20 protein-coding genes and 1 pseudogene are annotated in these 25753 nt (G+C 60.5%); 9 read left to right on the top strand and 12 right to left on the bottom strand.

Annotated features, from left to right (window positions below; genetic code table 11):
• Positions 1-2: 2 nt before the first annotated feature.
• From ACTAQI_RS04040 to ACTAQI_RS04020, 5 genes are all read right to left on the bottom strand, one after another.
• Positions 3-1313: an L-fuconate dehydratase gene (locus ACTAQI_RS04040; RefSeq protein ID WP_457949730.1), complete on the bottom strand. Its 1311-nt coding sequence runs from the start codon at positions 1311-1313 to the stop codon at positions 3-5.
• Positions 1310-2353, bottom strand: a complete 1044-nt coding sequence (locus ACTAQI_RS04035; RefSeq protein ID WP_457949728.1) for an aldo/keto reductase — start codon at positions 2351-2353, stop codon at positions 1310-1312. Before ACTAQI_RS04035 ends, ACTAQI_RS04040 begins: the two co-directional genes overlap by 4 nt.
• A gap of 261 nt (positions 2354-2614) precedes the next feature.
• Entirely contained in the window at positions 2615-3433 is an 819-nt protein-coding gene (locus ACTAQI_RS04030; protein ID WP_457949726.1) for a carbohydrate ABC transporter permease, read from the bottom strand.
• Entirely contained in the window at positions 3433-4395 is a 963-nt protein-coding gene (locus ACTAQI_RS04025) for a carbohydrate ABC transporter permease (RefSeq protein WP_457949724.1), read from the bottom strand. The genes ACTAQI_RS04030 and ACTAQI_RS04025 overlap by 1 nt, the downstream gene beginning before the upstream one ends.
• Before the next feature lie 48 nt (positions 4396-4443).
• Positions 4444-5727, bottom strand: coding sequence for an ABC transporter substrate-binding protein (locus ACTAQI_RS04020; RefSeq protein WP_457949722.1), 1284 nt, complete (start codon positions 5725-5727; stop codon positions 4444-4446).
• 506 nt (positions 5728-6233) lie between these two features.
• On the opposite strand from ACTAQI_RS04020, the gene ACTAQI_RS04015 reads away from it, so the two are divergent.
• Entirely contained in the window at positions 6234-7298 is a 1065-nt protein-coding gene (locus ACTAQI_RS04015; protein WP_457949720.1) for a LacI family DNA-binding transcriptional regulator, read from the top strand.
• A 341-nt stretch (positions 7299-7639) separates the two neighbouring features.
• On the opposite strand, the gene ACTAQI_RS04010 is transcribed toward ACTAQI_RS04015, so the two are convergent.
• From ACTAQI_RS04010 to ACTAQI_RS03990, 5 genes are all read right to left on the bottom strand, one after another.
• Positions 7640-9871 carry a beta-glucosidase gene (locus ACTAQI_RS04010; RefSeq protein ID WP_457949719.1) on the bottom strand — a complete coding sequence of 744 codons (2232 nt, stop codon included), beginning with the start codon at positions 9869-9871 and terminating at the stop codon, positions 7640-7642.
• Positions 9872-9970: 99 nt separating this feature from the next.
• Positions 9971-11047, bottom strand: coding sequence for a LacI family DNA-binding transcriptional regulator (locus ACTAQI_RS04005; RefSeq protein WP_457949717.1), 1077 nt, complete (start codon positions 11045-11047; stop codon positions 9971-9973).
• Between the two features lie 1424 nt (positions 11048-12471).
• The gene (locus tag ACTAQI_RS04000; RefSeq protein WP_457949715.1) at positions 12472-13143 is read right to left on the bottom strand and encodes a FadR/GntR family transcriptional regulator; all 672 of its coding nucleotides are present in this window, start codon (positions 13141-13143) and stop codon (positions 12472-12474) included.
• Between the two features lie 88 nt (positions 13144-13231).
• Entirely contained in the window at positions 13232-13984 is a 753-nt protein-coding gene (locus ACTAQI_RS03995; RefSeq protein ID WP_457949713.1) for an SDR family NAD(P)-dependent oxidoreductase, read from the bottom strand.
• The gene (locus ACTAQI_RS03990) at positions 13981-14901 is read right to left on the bottom strand and encodes a fumarylacetoacetate hydrolase family protein (protein WP_457949711.1); all 921 of its coding nucleotides are present in this window, start codon (positions 14899-14901) and stop codon (positions 13981-13983) included. Before ACTAQI_RS03990 ends, ACTAQI_RS03995 begins: the two co-directional genes overlap by 4 nt.
• A 274-nt stretch (positions 14902-15175) precedes the next feature.
• Between ACTAQI_RS03990 and ACTAQI_RS03985 the strand changes: the two are divergent.
• The 8 genes and pseudogenes from ACTAQI_RS03985 (at position 15176) to ACTAQI_RS03950 (ending at position 23979) form a co-directional block, all read left to right on the top strand.
• A pseudogene (locus tag ACTAQI_RS03985) lies at positions 15176-15438 on the top strand (DUF2848 family protein).
• A gap of 353 nt (positions 15439-15791) precedes the next feature.
• Entirely contained in the window at positions 15792-16322 is a 531-nt protein-coding gene (locus ACTAQI_RS03980; RefSeq protein ID WP_457949709.1) for an SRPBCC family protein, read from the top strand.
• A gap of 24 nt (positions 16323-16346) precedes the next feature.
• Complete coding sequence (locus tag ACTAQI_RS03975; RefSeq protein ID WP_457949707.1) at positions 16347-17318, top strand: oxygenase MpaB family protein; 972 nt, start codon at positions 16347-16349, stop codon at positions 17316-17318.
• Positions 17305-17787: a hypothetical protein gene (locus tag ACTAQI_RS03970; protein ID WP_457949706.1), complete on the top strand. Its 483-nt coding sequence runs from the start codon at positions 17305-17307 to the stop codon at positions 17785-17787. Before ACTAQI_RS03975 ends, ACTAQI_RS03970 begins: the two co-directional genes overlap by 14 nt.
• A complete protein-coding gene (locus tag ACTAQI_RS03965) occupies positions 17787-18791 on the top strand; it encodes a hypothetical protein (RefSeq protein WP_457949704.1) in 1005 nt (334 codons plus the stop codon). Before ACTAQI_RS03970 ends, ACTAQI_RS03965 begins: the two co-directional genes overlap by 1 nt.
• A 732-nt stretch (positions 18792-19523) precedes the next feature.
• Entirely contained in the window at positions 19524-23078 is a 3555-nt protein-coding gene (gene mobF, locus ACTAQI_RS03960; RefSeq protein ID WP_457950982.1) for a MobF family relaxase, read from the top strand.
• 20 nt (positions 23079-23098) lie between these two features.
• Positions 23099-23641: a hypothetical protein gene (locus tag ACTAQI_RS03955; RefSeq protein ID WP_457949703.1), complete on the top strand. Its 543-nt coding sequence runs from the start codon at positions 23099-23101 to the stop codon at positions 23639-23641.
• A 53-nt stretch (positions 23642-23694) separates the two neighbouring features.
• A complete protein-coding gene (locus tag ACTAQI_RS03950; protein ID WP_457949702.1) occupies positions 23695-23979 on the top strand; it encodes a hypothetical protein in 285 nt (94 codons plus the stop codon).
• A 108-nt stretch (positions 23980-24087) separates the two neighbouring features.
• On the opposite strand, the gene ACTAQI_RS03945 is transcribed toward ACTAQI_RS03950, so the two are convergent.
• Together ACTAQI_RS03945 and ACTAQI_RS03940 are read right to left on the bottom strand one after the other, a co-directional pair.
• On the bottom strand, positions 24088-24591 hold the full coding sequence (locus tag ACTAQI_RS03945) for a single-stranded DNA-binding protein (RefSeq protein WP_457949700.1): 504 nt from the start codon (positions 24589-24591) through the stop codon (positions 24088-24090).
• 56 nt (positions 24592-24647) lie between these two features.
• Positions 24648-25730, bottom strand: a complete 1083-nt coding sequence (locus ACTAQI_RS03940; protein ID WP_457949698.1) for an ArdC-like ssDNA-binding domain-containing protein — start codon at positions 25728-25730, stop codon at positions 24648-24650.
• Positions 25731-25753 lie beyond the last annotated feature (23 nt).

Below are 25753 nucleotides of genomic sequence, written 5' to 3'. Positions count from 1 at the left end.
CTTCACGCTGCTGGTTCGTTGGCTCCCACCCAGTAGGTGCCGTGGGGAAAGGAATATTCCGCTACCGTCGAAGCGTGCATTTCGGCACTGTACCCTGGAGCGCTTGGCAGCTGGTAGGCGCCATCCCGCACGATACAGGGGTCAACGAAATGCTCGTGAAGGTGGTCTACGAATTCCGTGACCCTGTTTTCGAGGGATCCGGAAACGGCCACGTAGTCAAAGATTGACAGATGCTGAACGAGCTCGCAGAGGCCAACGCCGCCCGCGTGCGGGCAGACTGGGACGTTGTACTTTTTGGCCATCAGGTAGACGGCAAGGATTTCGTTGATGCTCGCCAGGCGCGCCGAATCCAGCTGGCAAAAGTCGATGGCCTCGGCTTGAAACATCTGCTTGAAGAGCACCCGGTTCATTCCGTGTTCCCCCGTGGCCACCCCGATCGGGGCGACGGCCTGCCTGACCGCGGCGTGTCCGAGCACGTCGTCCGGGCTTGTCGGCTCCTCGATCCACAGCGGCTTAAACTCGGACAGCGCGCTCACCCAGTCGATGGCCTGGGGGACGTCCCACACTTGGTTGGCGTCAATCATGAGAGCCGCATCCCAGCCAATGACCTCACGGGCGATCCGGCACCGTCGGATGTCGTCTTCGAGGCTCTGTCCCACTTTGAGCTTGATGTGGCGGTATCCAGCGTCAATCGATTCCTGGCACAGGCGGCGGAGCTTCTCGTCCGAATATCCCAGCCAGCCCGCGCTGGTCGTGTAACACGGATACCCCGTGCGGGTGAGCTCATCAATGCGCTGCTGCCGGGTCGGTTCGAGTTCGGCAAGCATAGCCACTGCCTCGTCGTGCGTCAGTACGTCTGAAAGATAGGTCAGGTCTGCTGTGGCAGCGAGCCGTTCGGGACTCATCTCGACCAACAGGCGCCACAGGGGTTTTCGTGCCCGTCGAGCTGCCATGTCCCAGAGTGCGTTCATGACCGCGGCCATTGCCAGGTGTTCAACTCCCTTCTCCGGCCCCAGCCAGCGCAACTGGCTGTCTGATTTCAGTTCACGGTAGGCGGCTCCCAGGTCATCGAGCAGTTCGTCGGCGTTCCTGCCGATCAGCGGTTTCGCACGTTCCTGGACGGCGAGGGCGCAGATGTCATTGCCACGGCCAATCGTAAACGTGAAGCCGAAACCGGCCAGGTCCGTATTCGTCCGCAGAACAACATAGGCAGCAGAGTAGTCTCCGTCCTTGTTCATGGCGTCTGAGCCGTCGGCGGTGAGGGACGTGGGGAACCGGATGTCGTGGACTTCGACAGCAGTAATCATGGTCATGCGCTGATCTCCAAGAGACTTTGTGGGGATGGTGGAATGAGGCCGAGTTCTTCGAGTTCGTCCCAGAGGCTCTCCGGCACAATCTTCCGGTAGCGCTCAGTGTTGCCGGCGGCCTGGCTCCCGGTGCGTGCTCCAAGCACCACTGACTTAACCTGGGGGAACCGAAGTGGATAGGCGATGGCGGCGGCCGGCAGGGACGTGCCATGTCTTTCGCAGGCGGCAGCTATAGCCGAGGCCCGCATGACAAGGTCCTGGCCCGCCGGTGAATAGTTGAAGTTCGCACCTGGGACGACGCTATCTGAGCCGAGGATACCGGAGTTGTAAACGCCTGCTGCTACGACGGAGACGTTCCGGGCAGCGGCTGCAGGCATGAGATCCTTAAGCGCGCTCTGGTCCAGGAGGGTAAGCCGGCCGGCAACCATGACGACATCAATGTCGGTTTCCTGGATGAATCGTGTGAGCGGCGCTGAGTCATTCATTCCAGCACCAACGGCTCGGACCATACCCTGCTCCCGAAGGCGGATAAGCTCCGGGAAAGCCGTCTCTATAGCTTCGGTTTCGAAGCCATCGGGATCGTGCAGATAGAGGATATCGATTCTATCGGTCCCGAGTCGTTCCAGGCTTTCCTCGACGGACCTTCGAATACCCTGGGCACTCAGATCGAAGACGCGACGGTAATCGGCGGGCACGTCGAAGCCTTCTTCGTCGCGCTTACCTTCAGGGTTTGGTGTGGGTACGAGGAGCCGACCAACCTTGGTGGAGATGACGTAGTCATCCCTGGGGTGTTCTATGAGAAGGCGCCCCAAACGCTGCTCGGACAGTCCAAGCCCGTAGTGCGGCGCGGTGTCAAAATAGCGGACACCCGTCTCCCACGCAGCGCTGAAGGCCTCGCTGGCTTCGCGATCAGTGGTTGTCCGATAGAGGTTTCCCAGCTGGGCTGCGCCGAAACCCAGTTCTGAGACGGCTACTCGATGGTCTCGCAGAGCGCGGGTTCGCACGGGGTCTTCCGCGTCGCGGCCGGAGATCAGTATCCTCTCCATTCCTGCCTTTCATAGGTGCAGCCGAACGGAACCTCCGGGTGAAGCTCGATTGTGAAGTCGTGCGCGGTGTGCCTGGTGATCAGGATTCCCCCGTCCCCCGCTGACAAGGCTGCCGCCCGGACCTGCAGCACACAATCGTCCAGTCTTTGGTCCAGGTCTGCGCGATCTACCACCCGGATGGTCAATTTCCGCGGCGCGAGGGCTGTGGCTCGATTCATTGCTTGCCTTTCGGGGCCGCGTTAGCGGCCGCATTTTGCTGGTTCACTTCCCGCCGACGCCGGTCAAACCCGCGATCAGAGTGCGGCGGGCAAAGATGTATACGAGGAAGATCGGAATAATTGTCAGGACGATGGCGGCCATGAGTCCGGGTACGTTCAGGCTGAAGTTCTGTTTGAACAGGTTCAGGCCGATGGTCGCTGCCATGACGTCCTGCGAACGCGTGAGGACGAGAGGCAGGAGGAAACCGTTCCAGGCATTGAGTGCAGTGAAGACGATGATGGTTGCGATCCCGCCGCGGGAGAGCGGAACCACCAGCTGCCAAAATGTCCTCCATGATGACGCGCCATCTAGAGCCATCGCTTCGTAGAGTTCGTTGCTGATTTCCCTCATGCTGCCCGTGAGGATGAGGGTGCTGACGGGGATTGCGAAGGCCGCGGTCGGAAGGATCACCCCGAGGAGCGAGTTGTAGAGGCCCACCTGCGCGATCAGGTAGTAGACCGGGAGGACTACGACCTGGGCGGGGATCGCCAGCCCGATCAGCATGAGCCGGAATACTTGACGGACAAGGGGGTTTGTGCAGCGCACGATAGTGAAGGCAAGCGGAGGGACAAAGAGAAATATGATTGTGACTGTCCCCACCGTGATGAGGCCCGAATTTACGAGGTACTTTCCAAACCCGATTTCGAAGGCGTAAGCGAAGTTGTCCAGCGTGAAGGTTGTGGGAAGCCCGATCGGACCCGCCTGGGAGTATGAGGCCTTGGTTTCGAACGCGGCGCGAAGCATTAGATAGACCGGCAGTGAGATGATCAGGAGCCAGATAGCGGCGAAGAATCCGCCTAAAACGTTGGGTTGGGGCTTCATCAGATTCCTTCCTGGGTCCCGCTCATTTTGTCGAAGCCTGTAACTTTCGTCATGACTATCGAAATGGTGGCGCATAGGACAACGAGGGTCATGGCAATGACGCTTCCATATCCGAGGTCGAAGGAGCTGAATCCCTGTTCGTACATGTAGTAGGGCAGAATTGCAGTTCCCTGGCTGGGTCCGCCTCCGGTGAGGATGAGGATGAGGTCGAAGGTAGTGAAGGTGCCGACCACGATCAGGATGACATCGGTGACGATCGTGTTCTTGAGCAGTGGGAGTGTGATGGCGAAGAATTGACGGACTCTCCCGGCACCATCAATTTGGGCGGCCTGGTACAGGGCCGGGGGGATCGCCCTTGCGGCCCCCTGATAGATGAGCGTGTGCAACGGGGTTGCCCCCCAGAGGTAGATGACCGCGATTACGGCTATTGCGCTCCACTGGTGACCGAGGAGGTTTCCGTCCCCGAAAAGCCAAGGCATTGCGGCCGGCAGTCCGAAGTTCGGGTCGATCAGAGACGACCAGAGAACGGACACCGCGGCTGTTGACATCAACAGCGGAATGAAGAAGATCGACAGGACGACTGCGCGTCCGCGTTGGGGGCCTGCTGCCCACACGCCGATGAGGAGTGACAAGGGAGTCTGTGTGGCGACCGCAATCCCTACCAGGGCCAGGGTAATCCCCAGGCTGCTGGCGGCCTGAGGGTCCTGAAAAAGACGTACCCAGTTATCCAGGCCCACCCACTTTGGTGAGCTAAGCCTGATTCCGTTGTAGTACGTGAACGACAAATAGACTGCGAACGCGAGCGGAACCAGCGCAAACACGGTGAAGAAAAGCACCGCCGGGGCGGCCCAGACCAGGCCTGGCCGCCCTGCTTGACCGAGGCTGGTGCGTTTTCTGCCGCTCCGGAGGGAACCTGACGGCGGTGACGCCGTGGCCCTTTCGATGGTTGTCGTCTCTGTCATCGTCAAAATCCCTCCGGAGCGTGCAGTGCTAGTTTTTTCTGGCGTGGATCAGTCGTGCTTGAGCGACTGCATCATGCTGATGAACTGGTCCTGATTCATCGTCTTGCCGAAGTACGCGGCAATTCCATTGTTCAGTGTTTCCTTCGACTCGGCGGCGATGGCCTGGTCCCATGAAAGCTGGAACGAGGGGGCATCATGCATGATGCCGAGCTGGAAGGTCAGGAAGTCTTTGCCGCTGGCAGTCAGTGTCGGCACCTGGTTCAGAAGGTCGCCCGCATTCGTGGTGGGGGGAAGGTTTCCGATGGACAGCTGATCCTTGACAAATTCGTCGCTGTAAAGCGTTGCAAGGAATTTGGCCACAGTGTCCGGGTAGCGGGTGTCGGCTGCCACATTGTAGTAGTTGCTCAGGTTTCCAGCCAGCTCTCCGGCCTGGCCGTTACCGTTCATCGAGGGGAACGGAATCCAGCCGAGATCCTTTTCAGCGAAGGCCGGGTCGTCTCCGGCGATCGTGGAGTAGTTCCAGTTGCCCATCAATTCGAAGGCAGCCTTGCCCGTCGAGAGTAGCTTCGGGGAACCGTCACTGCCATATTTCACCGACTCGTAGGTGGTTCCGAAGGCCCCTGCATCGATTAGCTTGGTGAGGCTGGAGAGGGCGTCCTTGGACTGCTGGCTTTCCCACACAGTCTTGTCGTCGGCAAGTCCCTTGGCCACCTGGTCATTGCCTGCCAGGCGCGAGTACAGGTATTCGAACCACATCAGGTCCGGCCACTTGTCGGCGCCTCCGAGAGCAATCGGCGTCACGCCAGCGGCCTTGAGAGTGGAAACCTGCGACATGAGGTCATCGAAGCTCTTAGGGGGCTGCAGGCCGGCCTTCTGCAGGACTGCCTTGTTGTAGTAAAGGACGACAGGACCAACGCCGCGCATGGGGATGCCGTAAGTTTTCCCATCAACGACTTCCTCTTTGAACACCGATGGGAGGAAGGAGCTCTTCAGCTTGGGGTCTTTCGCGATGGCGTCATTGAGGTCCATCAGAGCGCCGGCTTTGATGTAGGGCTGGATGTTTGCCGCACCCCAGCTCATAAAGATGTCCGGCGAATCTTTGGTACCAATCTGGGACCGGACCTGGTTGATGTAGTCGTTTCCAGCGGCAGGACCATTGTCGACGACAACCTTCACAGACGAGGTCTGGTTGAAGCGGTCGGCCGCTGCCTTCTCGACCTTGGCTGCGGCATCCCCGAAGACTTTCACATGGATTTCGTCGGCCGGACGGTCATTATTGGGTGCGCCTGCCGTGGCCCCGCCTCCGCCGGAGCACCCGGCGAGGAGGGTCATGGCCGTCAGGAATGCGGCGCTGACGGCCACCATCCTGCCCTTGCGTAGTGCGTTCATCGTCGAACCTTTCCGCCCGGTGAGCCGGGCGCAGAAGAGGGGAGTTTGCTAATTACGTGTCTGAGATGCAGCGGAGGGGAGGTAATTTCGGCCTGCATGAACAAGCCACGTCCAGCGCTTTGCGTGGAGTGTGGAGAGTTGCACTGTACAAGCCCTCCTTACCGGTGCGTCGTCTTTGGTCGCCTAACAAGGCTGCTCCGTTCGACGGAGCCCTCCAAACGGATACCGCAATTATTCGATTCAGCGCTCAAGAAGAGCAAGACTTTAGAAAAGTTTTCGTTATCTATGCCTATCCGGATCTCCTCTGAATCCCGTCGCGATGGCTGGAACCGGCGAATAAGCTGGGTTTAGGGGTACGAAACCTTTCCTAGTCCTGGGTGCCTGTTTCTGCTAATCTCGCCACTAGATGTGGGGTGTATTGAGTACAGATCAGGGCGAGGAGGGGACCTATGGGTAGAAAAAATCTGAACGCTATGCCGGCGGGAAGTAATACAACGCTCGCCGATGTGGCCGAACACGTGGGGGTCTCCGTGGGAACCGTGTCGAAGGTGATAAATGAACGTGCGGGCGTTTCCGCCCCTGTGAGGGAACGCGTCCGGGAAGCCATCGCGAGCCTTGGCTATGTGAGCTTCGGAGAGCGGAACCAGATCGGCCCTTCTTCGGCGGAGGCGACAATCGAGGTCGTCGCAGACCCTGAGGACATGGCGAACCCTTATCTGAGCGCCTTCCTAGGAGGAGCGCTGAGGGCCGCGACCCGCTTGAACGCAGCCCTTCTGCTGCGAGATCCAGCGTCCTTAGGTGCTGCCACGGAGAAGTCCTGGGCGGAATCACTCTCACTTTCTGGCCGGCTGGGTGTCATTGAGGTCACCAGTCAGTATTCGATGAAACGGGAACGGGCACTCCAGGCTGCGGGGATTCCGATGGTTCTGGTCGACCCGATAGATGTCCCCCGAACCTCTGTCCCCAGCGTCGGCGCATCCAATTGGGCGGGGGCCTACGCAGCGACAAAGCATCTGTTGGAACTGGGCCATACACGCATCGCCTACATCGGTGGACCCGTGGGGGCAGCATGCGATGTCGTCCGCGCCCACGGCTGGGCGGCCGCCATGGCAGAGGCCGGCCTGACAGTGGACCTGGATGGGATCCCGCGGCGCGGGTACACCTACGAGCACGGACTGCAGGCGGCCAGTACCCTTCTGTCAGCAGTACCCCGTCCAACGGCAATTTTCGCTGGCAGCGACATATCCGCCATGGGTGTCCTTGAGGCCGCCCGCCGGCAGCGGATCCTCGTCCCCAGCGAACTGAGCGTGGTCGGTTTTGACGACACCTACCTGGCAGGAGCGGCCACGCCGCCTCTGACAACAGTCCATCAGCCCATTGCCGAGATCGGGGCGGCCGCCGTTTCGACGATCGTGAGGCTCTCGCGGAAGGAAGAACTGCCATCAGCCCGGGTCGAACTTGCCACGGAGCTGGTCGTCAGGGCATCAACAGCCCCTCCTGCGGAGCGCACCTAGCGTAATACCGGCTTTGGACTTTGCCGCCAGTGGCCCGAAATCCCTTCAGCAGCCGTACAAGCAGGACACCCGCGGTGCAGCACGGGCGCCGCGGCGCCGCTCTCAAGCAGTCGGAAATTGATGACGGTTACTGCTCCGGCAGCGGTGGTCACAACCACGTATATGACGAGGACAGCGCATGCTCCCGGGGAACGGCCGCGACCGCGCCGTTCCCCGGCCGGACTGCCCTCATCGCGGGAGTAATGAGGCCTTCTGCCGGGGCCGACGAGCTTGCCCGGCCTAGCTCTGCCAAGCAGAAGACCGACGGATAAACGTCGTGTCGCCACTTTTGGCCAAGTGAATCAGTAGACGGTGGCCGCCGCGTCAAAAACCCGCGTGTGATCGACAAAACGTGGGGCGTCTCCACGGAGGCTTACCTGGACTGGCTGTCCTACGTCGCCTGCGTGGTCCGCCACGGTGAAAGTGATCGCACCCGGCTCGACCCGCCGGCGGTAGTCCAACCCCACGAAACTGGTCAGGTCTGCGTGGACGTCGAACCTGACTGTTCTGCTTGTCCCTGCGGGGATCAGGACGCGGGTGAATCCGACGAGGCGCCTGAGCGGCCGGGTCACCGTGGCCGCCTTGTGCGTCAAGTACAGCTGCGGAACATGGAATGCATCCCGGGCACCGGTGTTCGAGAGGGTGGCTGTAATCTCGACGCTGCCGTCCAGGTCGATCCCTTCCGCGTTCACACTGACGTCTTCGATGACTACCGTCGAATAAGAACGTCCGAAGCCGAAGTGATACGCCGGCGTCGGATCAATATTGCTCACACCGTCACTCTTCAACGCCAAGGGAGGCGCCAAGTAGGTGCTTGGGTGGGTTGAGGCGGTACCAGGAATCTGGACCGGGAGCCGTCCGGAAGGTTCGGCTTCGCCGGTAAGTACGGAGACGATGGCAGCAGCGCCCTCCTCTCCGGGAAAGAAAACCTGTACGGCCGCTGCAGCCCTCCGGGCGAAGTCCCCAATGGCGTAGGGCCGTCCCGAAACGCAGATTAGGACCACGTTATCCGAGGCTTCCAGTACTGCATCGAGGAATTCTTCCTGAACACCCGGAAGGTGCAGATCCAAGGCGTCGCAGCCCTCACCGGAAGTCCCGTGGCCGAACATGCCCGAACGGTCTCCGACCATGACGACGGTTAGATCCGACTTCCGGGCGAGGTCGACAGCTGCGGCAATTCCCGCCGTCTCCGCCCCCGCAATGTCGACGCCGCGCGCCGTGCTAATTGCAGAGGCAGGAAAAGCGCCCTGGACAGCTTCTACGAGGGTCGGGGCACTGATTCCATCAGGGGTACCCGGGTGGTTTGTAACGACATGGTTGGGGAATGAGTAGCAGCCGAAGAAGCAACCACTGTCGTCGATGCCGGGGCCCACGACCGCGATGGTTTGGGGTGGGGAGGCAATGGGAAGAATTCCCCGCGGGTTCTCGAGCAGGACGATGCTTTCCTGAGCTAGTTGCCGTGCCACGGAGCGGTTGCCTGGTGAGTCAAGGTCGATGGTTTCCCTGCTGTGCTGTGTTGCGTCCCAGTCAGCGTCCAAGAGCCCAAGTTCGGCCTTCTGGGTCAGAACACGAAGCGCGGCCCGGTCGATGGCGGCCAGCACGTCGGGTTCCTGCCCGAGAAACTCCGGCAGGTAGGCGAGCGTCTGCGGAAGTTCGACGTCAATCCCGGCGGTAAGCGCAAGGCGTCCTGCCTCTGCCGTTGTTGCCGCAGTGCGGTGCATCGTCTCCAAGAAGGGGATGGACCAGTAGTCCGAGACAACCGTCCCTTCGAATCCCCAGGCCTCCCGCAAGACCTCTTGGAACAGGTAGGCATCGGATGCGGCAGGGACTCCGTCTGTGTCGGTGTATGAGTTCATCACTGACCTCACACCCGCCGCCACGGCTTTTTCAAAAGGCGGCAGGATGACGTCGTGAAGTTCGCGCCGTCCCATCGCCACGGGTGCGTGGTTTCGAGCGCCTCTGGAGGCTGCATAGCCTGCGAAGTGTTTGAGCGTGGCAATGATACCGGCCGATTGCAGTCCCTCGACGTAGGCCGTGCCGATTTGCCCTACAAGGTAGGGGTCTTCGCCGAGAGTCTCTTCAACCCTGCCCCAACGGTAGTCCCGGACAACATCCAACACCGGTGAGAGGCCTTGGTGGACGCCGACGGCAGCCATGTCGTGACCGATTGCCGCGGCCATGCGTTGGACGATGCCAGGATCGAAGGTAGCCGCCCAGGCAAGGGACGTGGGATATACGGTCGCGGTCCACGTCGTGAATCCGGTGAGGCATTCCTCATGTGCAATCGCAGGAATGTTGAAGCGATTGGCTGCTTGTACTTGCTGCTGGAGCTCAGCCAGATGCGTGGCGCCGTCGCGCGGACTAATGGGCGCTGTTCCGAATGCACGTGTGATGTGGCCGAGGCCATCTTTAATCTCGTCCTCGAAGGCCCTGGCCCTCAAAACGGTCTCCTGCATCGGGGCGACGTCTCCGCCGGCGTCATCACCGCCGGGCCATGAACTTCCAAGCTGCGCGACTTTCTCAGCCGTCGTCATTTCAGCCAAAAGTGCTTGGGCACGCTGGGCAGGTGGCCGGTCTTTCGATTGCCACGGAGTTGTTTCCGGGGCCCTCTCTGTGATGCTGGTCATTGATACTTATTTCCTCTCTAGGCTGGGCGGCGGGGCACAAGAAGCCCGGATGGCCAGGTCTGTGGCCAACTCCATCCGCTTTGCGGGGATGATCTCGCCACGTGAAAGTCTTAGGATCGCGGAGACGGCGGTGGCTCCGATTTCGGCGATGGGCTGGCGCACTGTGGTGAGCGGCGGCGTTGACGTCTGTGCGAGCATCGTGTCGTCAAAGCCCACCACGCTAAGTTGTTCAGGAACCTGGATACCCAGACGCCGTGCAGCTTCAAGGATTCCCATTGCTGAAATGTCGCTGCCGGCAAAGACGGCGGTGGGGCGGTCAGGAGCCTTCAGGAGCTGAGTGCCGGCATGCAGGCCGTGTTCGAACGAGTAGCTGTGATGGGGAATGGTGGCGAGGTCGGCGGAGAGGCCTGCCTCACTCATCGCTGCGGCCCATCCATGGGCGCGGACGATGTCGCAGGCGGCGCCGGGAGGCCCACCCACGTATCGAATCCGTTTATGGCCTAGCCCTATGAGATGCTTGGTCGCTGCATAAGCGCCGGCCCAGTTCGTGGCGCCGACGCTTGGAACGGAAGTCCGCGGCACATCTATGGGGTCAATAAGAACCATGGGAAGGCCGACGCTTTTGAGTGCCCGCTCCCGGCGCGGCGAATACCCGCTGGTGACCTCGATGACGCCGAGACGTCCCGCCCGAGCAACTGCCTGAGCCCATTCAAGAGGCGTCTGTTCCTGAATGGAGGCGACGTCGCGGAGGAAAATGGCTGCATTGAGTCGCGAAGCGGCGCGCAATGCTCCGCCAATAAGAGTGCTGAGGTAAGGATTCGAGACATCGTCGGGCTGTACGATGACTTCGATTGTGGCCTCTGCCAAGACCTTCACAGCACTTTGACGTTCCCCTAGGCTGACGTAACCGAGGCGCGATATGGAGTCGGATACTGTGCGGCGGGTCTCCTCGGAGACCCCGGTACGCCCATTGACGACCTTTGACACTGTCGCAATGGACACGCCCGCGTCTTTCGCCACGGCGGTAAGCGTCGCCCGGCGTCCGCTGCCGGCCAAAACGGGTTCCCTTTCAAAACGTTGCATGTCTTCAGCTCCCGCTACTGATCCAAGTTTCCAAACCTTGAGCACGCACACCTTTGGTCGAAGACTGGGACTGCAGCGGTGAACAGGGCATCGTCGCTCTTTCTTGTGGATTCGGGCTGAAGCAGTGAGGTGGGCCTCCCAACCACGCTAACTGAGCGGAAAAAGGCGTACAACAGGTTGGAAAACTTTTCGCTAGCAACGACCGTGATGCTGGATATGCGGTGAGGCTAATCGCCTGACATCGAGTGACTATCGTTGCGAAAACTTTTCTTCTTTTCCCGAATGCCTTGTGATTTTATGTGCGACGACGGGACGATAGGGCAACGCAGAATGCACGACCGTGAAGCAGTGCAGCGCATCAGCGCCCTCCAGGGCGCGGATCAAGAAAAAAGCTTTCCGTGGGACGCCAGGGCCGTGAACCCGTCAGATCGACATACTAGACCGAGTAGGCGGGGGCGACCCCTTCGTCGCTGGCTGCGCGTACGGTTTGCTCGCTCCAGCAGGACTAGCGGCAGCCTGGAACTCGGGACGGCTCAGGGCACGCTTGCTATGACAGGACCCGGCGGTGCTTCCTACGCCCTAGCCCACGAGGTACAGAAACTTTCGGCAGGTGCGCGTCCAACCACTGTGCGATGAACGGGCAAAACACGATGAGATAAAGGGAGAGAGAACTACTATGAACACGCTGGAACTAGCCAAGACGACGAACGATACTGACGTTACCGCAGATCTTCCCGGACACGTTCACCCCTATGTCCGTGTTCAGGCGCAGGAGATTATCGATGAAATTCTCAGCGGAACCGATCCAGCGGAGGCTACTGCTCGAACGCTGCTGCGCGGCACAGTTGCAGGTAATCCCGGTCGGCCTGAACGAGCGCTCCTTCTCCACCTTATGACGTTTTCCCGACCATAAACGCGCCCGAAATGGGACGCTTCTCACGCCTTCTTCAAATCCGTTTCCGCGAACTAAAGCTGGGGGCTTGAGCAAGCCTGAACCTATGAATAGCTCAGCGAGCTCAGATTGAACGGAAAAAATCCTTAGGAAAACATGCCTCCATGCAACCCGACCGACAATATTCCGCACTCATCTTCCCCATGGGAAACAGTTGATGACTGGTCCCCTCTCAAGGGCCAAAACGTTGAGGTACATATAGGCGAACGGATAGCAGATCGAGGGCAGGTGGATGACGTCATGGATGACGGATCCGTGCTCTGGCTAAGGGCCGATGGCGCATCGGGCCGGCGCATCATTGAAAACCAGCCCGGAACCTATGTCCGGATCAGCAATACATAAACCGCATCAACGCAAACGACATTCAAGGCGTTTTTCAGACAAACAATTCCAGAGAGTGCACCCCTTGCTTGTGGCCGGGGGCCCGCTAGTCCGCGAGGCCAAATGATGCGCTGGGGTGATCCTGGCTTTTCTAGGCAGCCTGACGAACCCAATTTTCGACACCGCTGATATGGACAGTGACCAAAGCGCGCACCAGTTCAGCGTCACCGCGCTCCATGGCGTCAACGATGGCCTTGTGTTCAGCCAGGGTGTGGGAGACGGCCTTTTCCTGGGTCAGTCCGCGCCATATCCTGGCGCGGACTGTCCGGCTGCTGAGCGCTTCGAGAAGACTGATGAGATATGCGTTACCGGAAGCTTGGGTGATCAGACCGTGAAACTCCAGGTCGTGGTTGACGAGATCCTCTATCGGCGTGTTTTCGCCTATCCCCTCCATGGCAGCACGCAACGCGGCGATTCCCACCAATGACATTTTTGCCGTGGCGGCAAAGGCCGCAGCTGGTTCCAGAATCCTGCGTACCTCGAAAAGTTCCAGAATTGACCTGTCTTGGTGCAGCTCGATAACGAAGCCCAACGCCTCGTTCAGAAGTTTCGCGTCAAGACTCGTGACGTAGGTTCCATCCCCCCTTCGCACGTCCAGGACTCGAATCAGTTCAAGGGCTTTGACTGCTTCCCTCAAAGAGCTTCTCGACAGGCCCAGACGCTCGCTGAGTTCGTGCTCAGGCGCAAGTCGGTCTCCTGGGCGGAGTTCCCCGCTGAGTAGCATCTCCTTGATTTTGCCAATCGCCTCATCTGTTACCGCCACTCGTCCATGGTAAGCCATAAACATCCGATGTATGGGCGGAGACGCCAAGCGTGTGCTGACCGCTGCGTCCGGAAGACTTCTTTAGCGGCTAGGAGGATCTTGGTCGAACCCTGAGTCCTTGTATTCCTCCGTCAACGGCCAGCGCGACTCCGGATGTGGACCCTGCACATGGACCGGCAAGGTAGGTTACGGCTGCTGCAACTTCCGCGGCCTGCACCAAGCGGCCGTGAGGCTGGCGGGCGTTCAGTGCGGCGCGTTCAGCAGCGGGATCAGCGGACGACTGAAGCAGGCGGGCCACCCAAGGTGTGTCTACGGTACCGGGGTTGACACAGTTCACTCGAATGCCCTCTGCTATGTGGTCCGCGGCCATTGCGAGCGTGAGGGACTGGACGGCGCCTTTCGTCGCGGAGTAAAGCGCCCGCTGAGGCAGGCCGGCTGTGGCGGCGATTGAGCAAATATTGACGATTGCCGGAGCCGTCGAGCGTCGCAGGTGCGGAAGTGAGGCCCGGCTTACCCGCACGACCCCCAGTACGTTGATGTCCATGACCCGACGCCATTCATCATCTGAATTCGTGCTGACATCGCCCTGCGCACCGATGCCGGCGTTGTTGACGACAATGTCCAGCCGGCCGAACTTCCGGACGACGCCATCAATGGCCGCTTGCACTGAGGCGTCGTCGGAGACATCGCAGACAATACCAAGGTGCTCGGAACTGCCCGGGTTGAGATCCAGGACAGCAACGTGGGCGCCCTCTGCGGAAAGTTTGTCTGCGATGGCCGCACCAATCCCGGAAGCGCCGCCGGTCACAAGCGCCACAAGGCCTTCGAATTCTCTGGTCATGGCGCAACCCCTTCGGTCTCTGACAATTCCGATCCTTTGGTGACCGGCCGCGCTGCTCTGAAATACTGCTGCCGTTGTCGGCCCAGGGCACCAACTTCGATTTCGGCCACGTCTCCAGGCTGCAGGTAGGGGAACCGTCCGGACAAGGCCACACCTTCCGGCGTGCCTGTCAGGATGACGTCTCCAGGTTCCAGCAGCATGTATTGGCTGACGTGATGAACAACCGTCGGAGCATCGAAGATCATGTCGCGCGTCGTCGAGTCCTGCCGTACATCACCGTTGACCCAGGTCCGCAGACGCAAGTCAGTGGCGTCGATCTGCTCCGCGGGAACCAGCCACGGCCCCAATGGGGTGGATGCCGGCAAGGATTTGCCCTTGGTCCATTGTCCTGCAGCACCTGGTAGCTGGTACTCGCGTTCTGACAAATCGTTTGCGGCCACGTAGCCGGCGATGCAGTCTGCCGCTGCCGTGGTCCCGGAAAGATAGGAGACGGTTCGGCCAATAACAATGCCAAGTTCCACCTCCCAATCGTAATGTGTGGAATCCGGCGGGATTGGGGCAGCGTCGAACGGTCCCGTGACAGTGTTCGACGGTTTGAGGAAGACCACTGGGATGGTGGGTGGCGCTGAGCCTGACTCCGCCGCATGGGCAATGTAATTCATGCCAATGCAGATCACGGAACCGGGCCGGGCAACGGGGGCCCCGACTCGAAGCCCGTGGATAGAAACCTCGGGCAGGGCGCCGGAACGTAGTGCCTCACGCGTGCGAGCCACCCCTTCCCCGGCCAGAAATGTGCCATCGATATCCTGCGTTAGAGGTTGAAGGTCAAACCAACGTTCTACGGAGTCCTGTCCGATGATGCCTACGACGGGTCGTTCGCGGGAAACGTCGCCCACCCTTGCAAATCTGAAATCCATTATCAATCCTTAGCTGCTAAATCATCCGAGCTATGAGGGGCCACCCGTCCTCAATTGTACGAAAACAGGGTTCTTTGACACCTTATACATCCGATGTTTGTTGTTCAATGACTTATCCGTGGATTTTATTTCGCAGAGGGGGGCCTATATTCCACCGGTGGCGGGTCGCGAAATGTCTGAGCTGATGGGGCTCTGGGGGTACTGGAAAGTCATGCTGCCTGCCTAGTTATCGAACAGCGACAAGGCCTGGCGGCTCGACGACGTCCGGGACCATTTGGACCAGATCACGCTGAAGGGCTGGATCGGGGAAGGCGACACTCCGGACAAACTCATCCAGAACAGCTCCCTTGGAGCATTGCAAAGCCCGACTACTGGCTGGACGTCCTAACCGAACGCGGCCTCAACGAGCTCGGCCCGGTCCTCATCTCCGGCACGGTGGCAACGAACCACGGCGTCGAGCAGTTCGCGCGCCGCCGGAGAGTAGAAATGTCGGATCCCCCCAAACTGGCCCCAATATGTTGTGGAACAGATGCGTGAGTCAATCGGCTGACCGGTTCACGGCGCAGTGCACCCGGAAGCCCCGGTGCACTCCGCCGGCCGTAACGACTCATGTCAAGATGCTCGCGAGAGTGTTGTGCTTCCCCTCCCCGAATCATGCAGTTGGACTCGATGGTCACCAGAGGTGATCGGCGTCGGCGGTCGACCTTCCAGACCACGAGATGGCCTGGTTAGGCACACCCCAACCTGATGTAAGGCAGCGGCGCCGACTCCGTCAGAATAGGGTCGCGAAATTCGTTTTACACGCGCCAGTACCTAAGTCTTGGATTCAAACCTGACAATAGCCGGGCAGAATCCGCATCCCCGCTTCGCGGAGGTGCCAAGATAACAACATGGAGTCCCGCCTCTTCGATCTCAGTTCCACTTGGTACCTACCTGCGTCCGCCGAGCAAGTGTGGGCCATCATCGCGGACGTCAACATGAGCTGGCCGCAGTGGTGGCCGGGTTGCAGTTTCGCTGCGCCTCTGGAGCGTTGGCCAGCCGAGGGTAGCTCCCACGCAGACATCCTCAAGGCAACCACTGCGCACCTCAGTTTCAAAGCATTTTTGGGCTACACGCTCACCATAAGCATTCACCCCACAAGGGTGGTTGCATCACGAGAGATAGAGTTCGACGCCGGCGGTCACCTACAAGGTACAGGCCGGGTAACGCTCATACCGGAAGATCGAGGGCAAGCAACCCGCATGGACATCGAATGGCGTGTGCGACCGACCCAGCGCTGGATGAACATGCTGACACCGATTGCAGCGCCGGCTTTCACAGCCGCTCATGCCCTGTTGATGCGCCAGGGCGAGAAAGGGCTGATGAAAGCCCTGACAATGGCACCCAAAAACAATCCTGTGGACCCGTCTACGTCTCCCTAGTCAGACAATTGCAACAGTCCTACCATGGAACCAGTCGCCGAGCTGGGGAGCCGTGCCACCCTCAACTTTGTGCGCTCTTTAGCGGCAGGAAAGAATGGGGGGACGATGATCATCCACACAAGTCTCGCCGCAAGTCAGCGCCGTCAGGAGCGTGCCGCCCCGGAGGTCTGGGAAGAGACATTCCGGCATATGGTCCTCTTCGACCTGGCAGCAGACATGGAGCTTGGCTTCTTCCTCTCCTATTACCGAAACTTCGCTATTCCAAGCATCGCGGCCACTCTTCACGCCAATGGCGAGATACAACAGCGGCCAATGAAGCGTTCCTACGACACAGCGATCGTGATCTACGAGCTCATCGCGTGTGGCTTGGATAGCGACCGCGGCAGCGAAATGATCGCTTTGCTCAACCGCGCGCACCGCAACGTCCCCGGCAGCAAGGATGATTTCCTCTACGTCCTCCTGACCCTGCTGGTGGTGCCCATCAGATGGACCCAGCAACATGGCTGGCGACAGCCAACCCCTCCTGAGCTCGCCGCGGCTTCGCGTTTTTTTACCGAGCTTGGCTCTCGGATGAATATTGTTGGAATTCCCGCTACCTACGCTGAAGCCGAGCAGTTCTTCGATCAATACGAGGCAACCCAGGTCGCTCCATCAGCTGAAGGCCAACAGTTAATGGACGCGACAGTCCAGGTCTTCCAGAGCCGGTTGCCGCGCCCGCTGCGGCCCTTCGCCAGCTACATCATAAGCGTGATGCTTGACGACGAGCGCCTTGTCGAAGCGCTCGGACTCCCCCGCCCGGGCTGGGTCTCGTCGGCTCTTTTGAGGAGGGGGCTGGCAATCCGGAATGCCATCCGCCGGCGCCAGCCCCTCGGACAAAACCTTCATTTCACTCCAGGCAAAGCCGGCTCATCCTTGTACCCTGGCGGATACTCACTGAGTCAGATCGGTCCACTCAATGTTCCCCGGCCGCAAACCGCCAGCCATGAACTATCGTGACGCGCGAAAGATAGCCCGCAAGGCGGAGAAATCCTTCGGCTTGCCGGGCGACGCCACCCTGCAGTTCATCCAAAACAAACTGGAAACGCAACGCGGCAGGAAGATACAAATTGACGAGCTGCCCGGCTTGGCCGGAACGGAGCTCTGCGGTATCTGGCTAGTCTGCATAGAGCGGGACATCATCCTCCACGCGCCAGTGAAGTCCGCCTGGCACCGGCAGCAAATAATCCTGCACGAGTTCAGCCACATGATCCTCTGCCATGACCTACAGAGAACACATCAGGAAATCGCTGCCGCACTCCTCCCCGACGTCGACGTGGATATCCTGCGTGCCCTCGGTCGCAGCAGCTACACAGATGATGCAGAGCTAACAGCTGAGGCCCTCGCCGACCAACTTGCAACGCGCATAATCAACAGCGAAACCGAGCCTACGACCGAACCCCTAGCGTTTCGGCGCGTATTCGGCTGATGGAAGCGGTACCGGCCGCCGCACTCTGGGTGCTGACCATCCTCAGGCTCCCTGCAGCATTGGACCCGGAGCGCGGAAGCGTTTTCCGTGCAACCATCTCGGCCGCGATCGCTTGTACGCTCTACGTTCCTGCCGTCTACTACTGGGGCGATCCCCTCCTCGGTGGCCACAACCGCATTGGCCTGGTCACCCTTCTGTCTCTCCTCCTTGGGTTCTGGCAGTTCCGAACAGCAATGTTGCTAGCGGCAGTACCGGATGCAGGAGTACGACGACGGCAACTCGCCTTGGGTGGTTGGATCACCTTCGCGGCGTGCACCGCGGTAACGGCAGGGTTTCTCGGCAGCCGTGTCGATACGACGGATCCCAACTTGCCGCTGAGATATGGCGATCAGCCGGGCATGGCGGTCTTCCTCTGGACGGGATCTGCATTCATCATGTGGGTGTGCCTCGACATAGCCCGGGTCTGCCGCAGCCACATCCCCCGCATGGGCGCGAAAGTCTTCCGCTCGGCGTTCACTCTTATCGCCGGCGGCTGCATCTTATTTGCCCTGGTCCTCCTCGACCGTCTGCTGTATGGGATTGTGACCGGAGCCGACGGCGCCGATAGCCCCGCTGCCATTGCCCTGACCAACTTGTATTGGATAGGCGAAACCTTTGCTGTCCTACTGGTCAGCTTTGGCCTACTCCTCCCCCGGATGGCTGGCCGTCTCAGACACGGCATCCTCGGGCTACGTGCGCGGGTGATACTCGTCAAGATCGGCCCCATCTGGAACAACGTTGCTTACGGCCGGCATGAGCTGGTGCTGCAGAACCGGCGCGCCACCCCGATGCTCTTCTTTTGCCGCCACGCCCAAACGCAGCTTCATCGGCGCCTGGTGGAGATACGAGACTGCGAGATGGCCAATCCAGTCGGAGGAAATCGACTCAGCGCACGTGAGCGATCCATTGTCGAAGGCGCCGAACGAGAACTTGAAAGCCGCAGCAGAACCCACACGGCACCATAGGGCGTGCATCACGAAAGGCCGTCGAGCACCTAGAGCCGCGTAACGTCATCACCGGGTACAACTGTCCGCCTGCGCTACCTCTCCACGTGCCAACCTGGCATTTCAAACCCTCTACCCGCTGCAATCCTTCCCCTCACACCTCTGGCATCCAAGGCCGTCGACGTGAGCCGGTACCCACGGCGAGTCATGTTGCCAGTGACGTCATCCCTGATGAACGGACGTGAATACAAAAACTTGTGCTGACTGCAATTGCTCGTTCGAGCCCTCACGGACGAGTCAAAGATTCTGTTCCACTCGGTGCGCCAATCGGCACCGGGACCGCAAACGCCGGCTCGCCAATCGTTCAGCAGTGGCTCCGGCACCGAAAACGACTGCCCCTCACCTCAAAGCCCAACTCCAAGCAACCAAACGTCAACTGGAATCCACGATAACGTCGTGTCAACGCCAGCGAGACATACTCACCTCCAAGCTCCGCGCCCAGGCCTCCGAAATCGACAGGCTCGAGGCCGAGAAGTCCGAACAACTCCGGGGCAACAACGTCTTGCAGTCTGAAGTTGCTCGCCTGAAACGCGCACAAAGGACCAATATCCAGGACCTGGCACACGTCGCTTCGTGGCTCGTTTCGCTTGCGCAGGCAAAGGGAGTCGCACTTGACCTTCGGACATTGGAAATCCTGCGCCGACGTGGATGGGATCCTGCGAACCGGCAGTCAGGAGTCCCGCGGCTGTGACGATGTCCATCGCGCGGCTCTCGGCACAGTCAGGCCTCCGCTACCTTTTCAAAACGACAATGATGAATGATCTTGCCGTATCTCCCGCTGACGCAACCACTTACTACATGAACGCCGGCACACCCGAAGGACGATGGGTCGGCGCCGGGCTCAGAGGCATCGATCGCATGGCCGGCGCGCGGGTCACTGAAACCGACGCCAAGGCAGTGTTCGACTCAGCCGTGCATCCTGAGACATTGCATCCGCTCGGCCGTCCTCACAAACAGCCCTCCGTCGTCGACAACAAGACCGGTCCCCCGACCGTACGTCACGCCGTCGTCGGCTTCGACCTTACCTTCAGCGTGCCAAAATCTGTGTCGGTTCTCTGGGCCCTCAGTCCTCGCCTCACTCAGGAGCAGATCCTCCGAACCCATCATGAATCGGTAGCAGCGACACTGTCATGGCTCGAAGAGAACGTCATCCATACGCGGGCCGGACGGAACGGCGTCGCCCATATCGGCACCATGGGAGCCATAGCCGCAGCCTTCGACCACTGGGAATCTCGCACGGGCGACCCCCAGCTACACACGCACTTGGTCATCGCCAACCGGGCCCAGCGTGTCACCGACGGAGCGTGGGTAACCCTCGACTCCCGTACGCTGTACAAGGCCGCCGTCGCTGCAAGCGAACACTACAACGGACTCCTGTTCGATGCCCTCCACCGGACGCTCGGAAGCGCCACCGAAATCCGGTCCCCGTCCACCAATACCCGTAACCCCAGCCAGCAGCTGACCGGAGTAGATGACGAACTAATCCGTGAGTTCTCCAATCGTTCCCGCCTCATCAATCTGGAAACAGACCGCCTCGTAGCGGAATGGACCACCGGGCACGGCCATCCGCCGACCGCAGCAACAATAATCAAGCTTCGTCAGCAAGCCACCCTCGCCACGCGAGCCCCAAAGGCGGACCTCCCCACTCCTCTGCACGAACTCTCAAGCCAGTGGCGGGCGCGGTCCATAGCCAGAGGATTCCAACCAGCTGACGTTATCGCCGCCGCCGTTCAACGCTCCAAGGGTTCACCGTTCCCCTTTACGGACTTCACCTCTGATTGGATCTGCTCCGTCGCCACGGTTGCTCGTGAACGCGTCGCCGCCAGGCGCTCCACCTGGAACCGCTGGAACCTACTCGCTGAGGCTGAGCGGGTCTGCGCGCAGATCCGCTGCCGGACGGCTGCGGACCGGAGTGCACTGATCAGCGCCCTCGCCGACGCGGCGGAACAACAGTCAGTACCGCTGAACGAATACCGCTACAGCCTCCCTCCGTCCGCAGCCCCGGACCTCCGGCTCAAGGAACGCAGCGTCTTCGACTTTCACGGATCGCGGCTGTATACCGACACGTCAACGCTCGCGTGGGAGGACGCGATCATGGGGGCAAGAAACGACGACGGCGGCCCGGTGGTGCGTGCCGACGTCGTCATGGATTCCCTTGAGCGTGTGAGGCAGGCAGGCAGGTCGGAGCTTCACTCCGATCAGCGCGCCGCAGTGGCCGACGTCATCCTCAGCGGCCACCGGCTTGATGCCCTGGTTGGGCCTGCCGGCACGGGGAAGACCACGACGTTGAGCGCGGTCAAGGCGGCGTGGGAGGCAGAGCACGGCGCCGGAAGCGTCGTCGGGCTTGCTCCAGCAGCTGCGAGCGCGGATGTGCTGGGGCGCGAACTCGCTATGGCTACCGAGAATGTCACAAAGTGGCTGCACGAGTCGGCGGGGCAAGGAGCCTGTTTCAGGGCCGAGCGCTTCTTCGATATACAGGCCCAGCTGAAGATGTCTCACGTCGGCGAGCGCCGGAGCATAGCGTTCGCCCAGGAAGCTGCCCGTCTCGCTGCCACCCAGGAGCGGTGGTGTTTCCGGGCAAACCAGCTAATCATCATTGATGAGGCTTCGATGGTTTCCACTTTCCAGCTTGCCGCCCTGGTGCACCAAGCGCGAGAGGCCGATGCAAAGATTCTTTTGGTGGGCGACCCGGGCCAGCTGGACGCGATCGAGGCCGGCGGTGTCCTTGGCTGGCTGGATCGTGAAGGAAAGGCAACGCGGCTTAGCACCGTCTGGAGATTCCATGAAGAGTGGGAGCGTGCATCATCGCTGAAGCTCCGGAGGGGTGAGTACTCAGCCATTGCCGACTATGCCCGGCATGGGCGGATCCGGCACGGTAGCTACGTGGATGTGGCTGACAAGGCGTACCTCGCGTGGCAGGCAGATACTCGAGCAGGAAAGTCGTCCATCCTCATCGCCGCCGACAATGAAACGGTCGGCTTGCTCAATGAACGGGCGCAGGCGGATCGGGTTGCCCAGGGTGAAGTGGATCCCGAGCACACACTGCTTCTCAGCGATGGCCTACGAGCGGGTTCCGGTGACACGGTCATCGCCCGCGGAAATAACCGAAAGCTAATCGACAGCGACGGTAATTTCGTGAGTAATGGAACGCTGTTCGACGTCCAACATCTTCGCGACGGCTCGCTGCTGGCTCGACGGCGGGACACCGGCGCGAGTGTCATACTCCCCCGAGCGTATCTGGAGTCATCTGTCGAGCTGGGCTATGCGACAACGGCACATCGCTCCCAGGGCGTTACGGTGGACACCGGCCACACGGTGGTCACTCAGGGCCGGCTCACCCGCGAGCTGCTGTACGTGAGCATGACCCGTGGCCGCGCCGGCAACTTTGCCTACGTCAGCGAAGGTGACGACGACGATCACCCTGCTGTAGATCCATCGCTACAGCTCTCATGGCGGGGCATCCTTGGCGAGGTGCTAGCGGCTGAAGGTGCCGAACGGACCGCACACGAGGTACGCGACGCCGAGCTCAGGAAGGCTGACAGCCTCGAGCGGCTCTACGGAGAATACGACTATCTCGCGCAGATCGCTGCAGGGCTGGACCTGAAACAGTGGATGGACGAAAATGCACCAGGAGCGTCGCAGGAATTCGAACAATCTCCGTCGTGGGGCGCAGCCGTCGCGGCATGGCGGAAGGCCACAGCCACCAGCCGCCCAAGTGCGGAACGCATACTAGCCCAGGTCGGCTGCGACGCCGCCCCTGCCAACGACCGCTGTGCTGTTCTGAGCATGCGCTTGCGTCGCTTCTTGAAGGGGATGCCGTCGACGGCTGTTGGACCCATGACCGAGAAATTTACCATCGACCGCCCTGACTTGGCGGAGATGATCGAGCAAGTTAAGGCACGCATCTCCCAGAGGATTGAGACCGTAAACCTTGCAGCTCTGACAGGGGACCCTGAGTGGAAACGTGCTTTGCTCGAAGCCGTCGGAGAGTGCCACAGCCGCGAAACCTGGCAGTTGGTCCGTGACGTTGCCGTATTTCGCGACAGGTGGGCGCTGCCGGACTCTCCCCTGCCCGTGGGCCTGCCTCCAGCCGACTATGAGTGGGAACAAATTGCCCAGCGTGAACTACTCAGTCAGGCCATCGACAACGCCCATTCCCGTGTAATACCTCCTCACCCCGGAACCAGTTCAAGGGAATTGCACTTTCCACAGCAGGTCGTCCTTACCAGCGCAGGCTGGCAGCTCTAAGCTGATAAAGGGACAAGACGATGGTCGAAAATCCGGTGATGAAACCCAGAGTTGCGACAGTCGCCCTGGTATCGACCAGTGCCGGCGTCTTGATACTCCTCGTTCTCTTTCTGGCATTTTTCCCGGCCGTCAGCCTCCCGCTTTCGGTGACTGTGATTGTCGGCGGCATTTGGCTGGCAGCTGCACTTCTCCTGGGCCTGCTTTGGCGGAAACGCATCTCCCAATCCCGCCAGTGGCAGGCACATGCCGCAGACCGCTGGAGAGTCTTTAACAGTCTCAAACTGGCGAGCGGCACCACGACAGAGGTGACTTTGCTGAATGTTGATGCGACTCAACCGACCGGGTCTTGGGTGACCATCCTGTGGAACCGCTTCGACCATGTGCAGCGTGCCTGGATAGAAGCGCTGCCGGAGCCCGTCTGGCCAGGATCCATCCTGCTCATCACCCCCGACCCGGCACAAGTCAGGCCAGGGGCCCCGTGGCCGGATGCCTACTTCATTAGTGCCGCCGACTGCTTGGCTTGGGCACCCGCCGAGGGACGGCCAGCCCAGCTGCAGCCATGACGCCACGGAGACCTTCGGTGAACGTATTCGAACGTATGTTCTAAAATGGCTTCATGTTCAAGTCTGGCTCCCCTGAAGATATCGAGCGAATGATGATTCGCATGGACGCCGAAGCCAGCCGGCCCATAGACGACCCCGCACCTCTCCGGGATTTCCCGAAGTATGGCCGTCCGCTTGTGTATGTAGGCGGGATCTACGGCAAGGCCGTTGGATGGACGCACAAGTACGGCCTCATCGAATGGCTGGATTCTTCCGGCAAGTACCACATGGGGTGGGCGCATTCCTCGAGCATCAGGCGGGTAAAGCCTGAAGAGTGGAAGGGCGGCAGCGCGCTGTAGTAAAGCTCCCGCGCACGGCGATGGCCTGGTCCCCAGAGGACCAGGCCATCGCAATTTGTAGAACCGTACCAGGCAATAGAGCTGCGTCCTGAGCTTGCTGGTCCCCGGTCAGAGGCTAATATCAGCCCGGGCTGGTCCGCCTAAAGGGGGCACGGCCACCGGCCCTTTCGTCGAGATGCTGTAGGCGGGCTGGGCAGCCTCCGGTGCCGCTTGCACACCCGCATCTACCGCAGCTTCCGGGCCTGCTGCGGCCCGGGGAGAGCGCTGGTATGTTGCAGTGCCGAAGCGAAGGTCAGGACCAATGGTTTCAGCAACAATCCGACGGGCTTCCCGCCGCTCTCCGTCCTTTTCGAATGCGCGGAATTCGAGTTCACCCGATACCGTGACGGGATCTCCCTTCTTGAGCGAGTTCGAGGCATTCTCTGCGAGCGCCCGAAAGGCGGAAACGTTGTGGAAGACCGGATCTCCATCGTGCCAGGCGCCGTCTGCTCCTTGAATCCGCTGGTTCACGGCCACGCGCAGCTTAGTGTGCGCGACCCCGGACTCACCGTAAGTGAGCTCAGGGTCCGCGACAAGGTTGCCGGCGATGTTGACCGGGATCTTGGTACTCATAACTTCTGCCCTTTCTCTTGCAGACGGGGCTCTCCCGTCCAACACTTCGGTCGCCCCTACGGGCCGGAAATCTCCAATCCCTGAGAAGGCCCGACCGGATGCTGCGGGCCAGCGAACGAGTCCTGACCTTGCAGCCGGGGCGACGCATCACCGGGCGGAACCTTCCCGCCAAAACCCGGAGGATTCGTGACTTCGAGGATGTCCTTGGTGGCCGCTGTGACGCGGCCTAGTACTGACTTCGCAATGTCGACCCGCGAGGCGGGTTGCCTCGGAGAAGAGCTGCGAGCCGCGACTGAATGCTCCGCTTCAATCACTGCCTCAGCCCAACCGGACAAGTAGCTGGCGGAATGGGGACCCCGGTCAATGCCATGAGCCTTGAGGATCGTGTACGCCACAGACTCAGCTTCGACTTCAGCAAGCCCGCGATGGTCTACGCTGCTCCCGTACAGCTTTCCCACCTTGTCGTCGGGTCCGTGCAGCAGGACATGGCCGAGCTCATGAGCCAGCACGGCGACGCGCTCCTCCGCAGTCAGCCAGCCCCCCACTTGAACCTGGTGCTGTGCAAAATCGGTAAAACCGCTCGTCAGGCCGAACTGCGCATCGGTGACTTGGATCGAGAAGCCGTGCGTGCGTGCAACGCGGCCCAATGAATCCCATAGCTGCGGAGCATCGACGGCCGAGGCATCACTCGGTCTGGGAACCAGCAGCGGCTCCCCCTGGGTCTGCGAGACGTCGAAGACTGCCTGGCCGCGCCAACCGGTGATGAGCGTCTTCTTCCCCTCGTCGATAGCACCGTTGGGTGGTTTGTCGCCCACAGGAATGCGCTGGCGCGTACCATCGGGCAGGAGCATCTGCTGCACACGGGCGGTCCGGGGTGCAATGACCCACAGGGCATGCTCGCCCCGAAGAACGGTGCGGCCGTGTCGTTCCCATTCCTTGTACCCCGCGACCAGCGTTGGCTCGTCCGTCCCCCTCTGCGCCATCTGCATCATGAGCAGTGCAACATTGCCGCCGGAGTACCGCCACAAACTGGCCGACGCATCAAGCAAGACCTGCCAATGTGAAGGTGACTCGACGGCCCCCTCCAAGATGGAGTGCAACCCGTCCATCAACGAGGCAATGCGTTCCTCAGCGGCCATGCGGCGAGCGCTTTGACCGGCTT

The organism is Pseudarthrobacter sp. alpha12b, from assembly GCF_054130495.1.
This window is presented reverse-complemented; position numbering and strand designations above follow the sequence as displayed.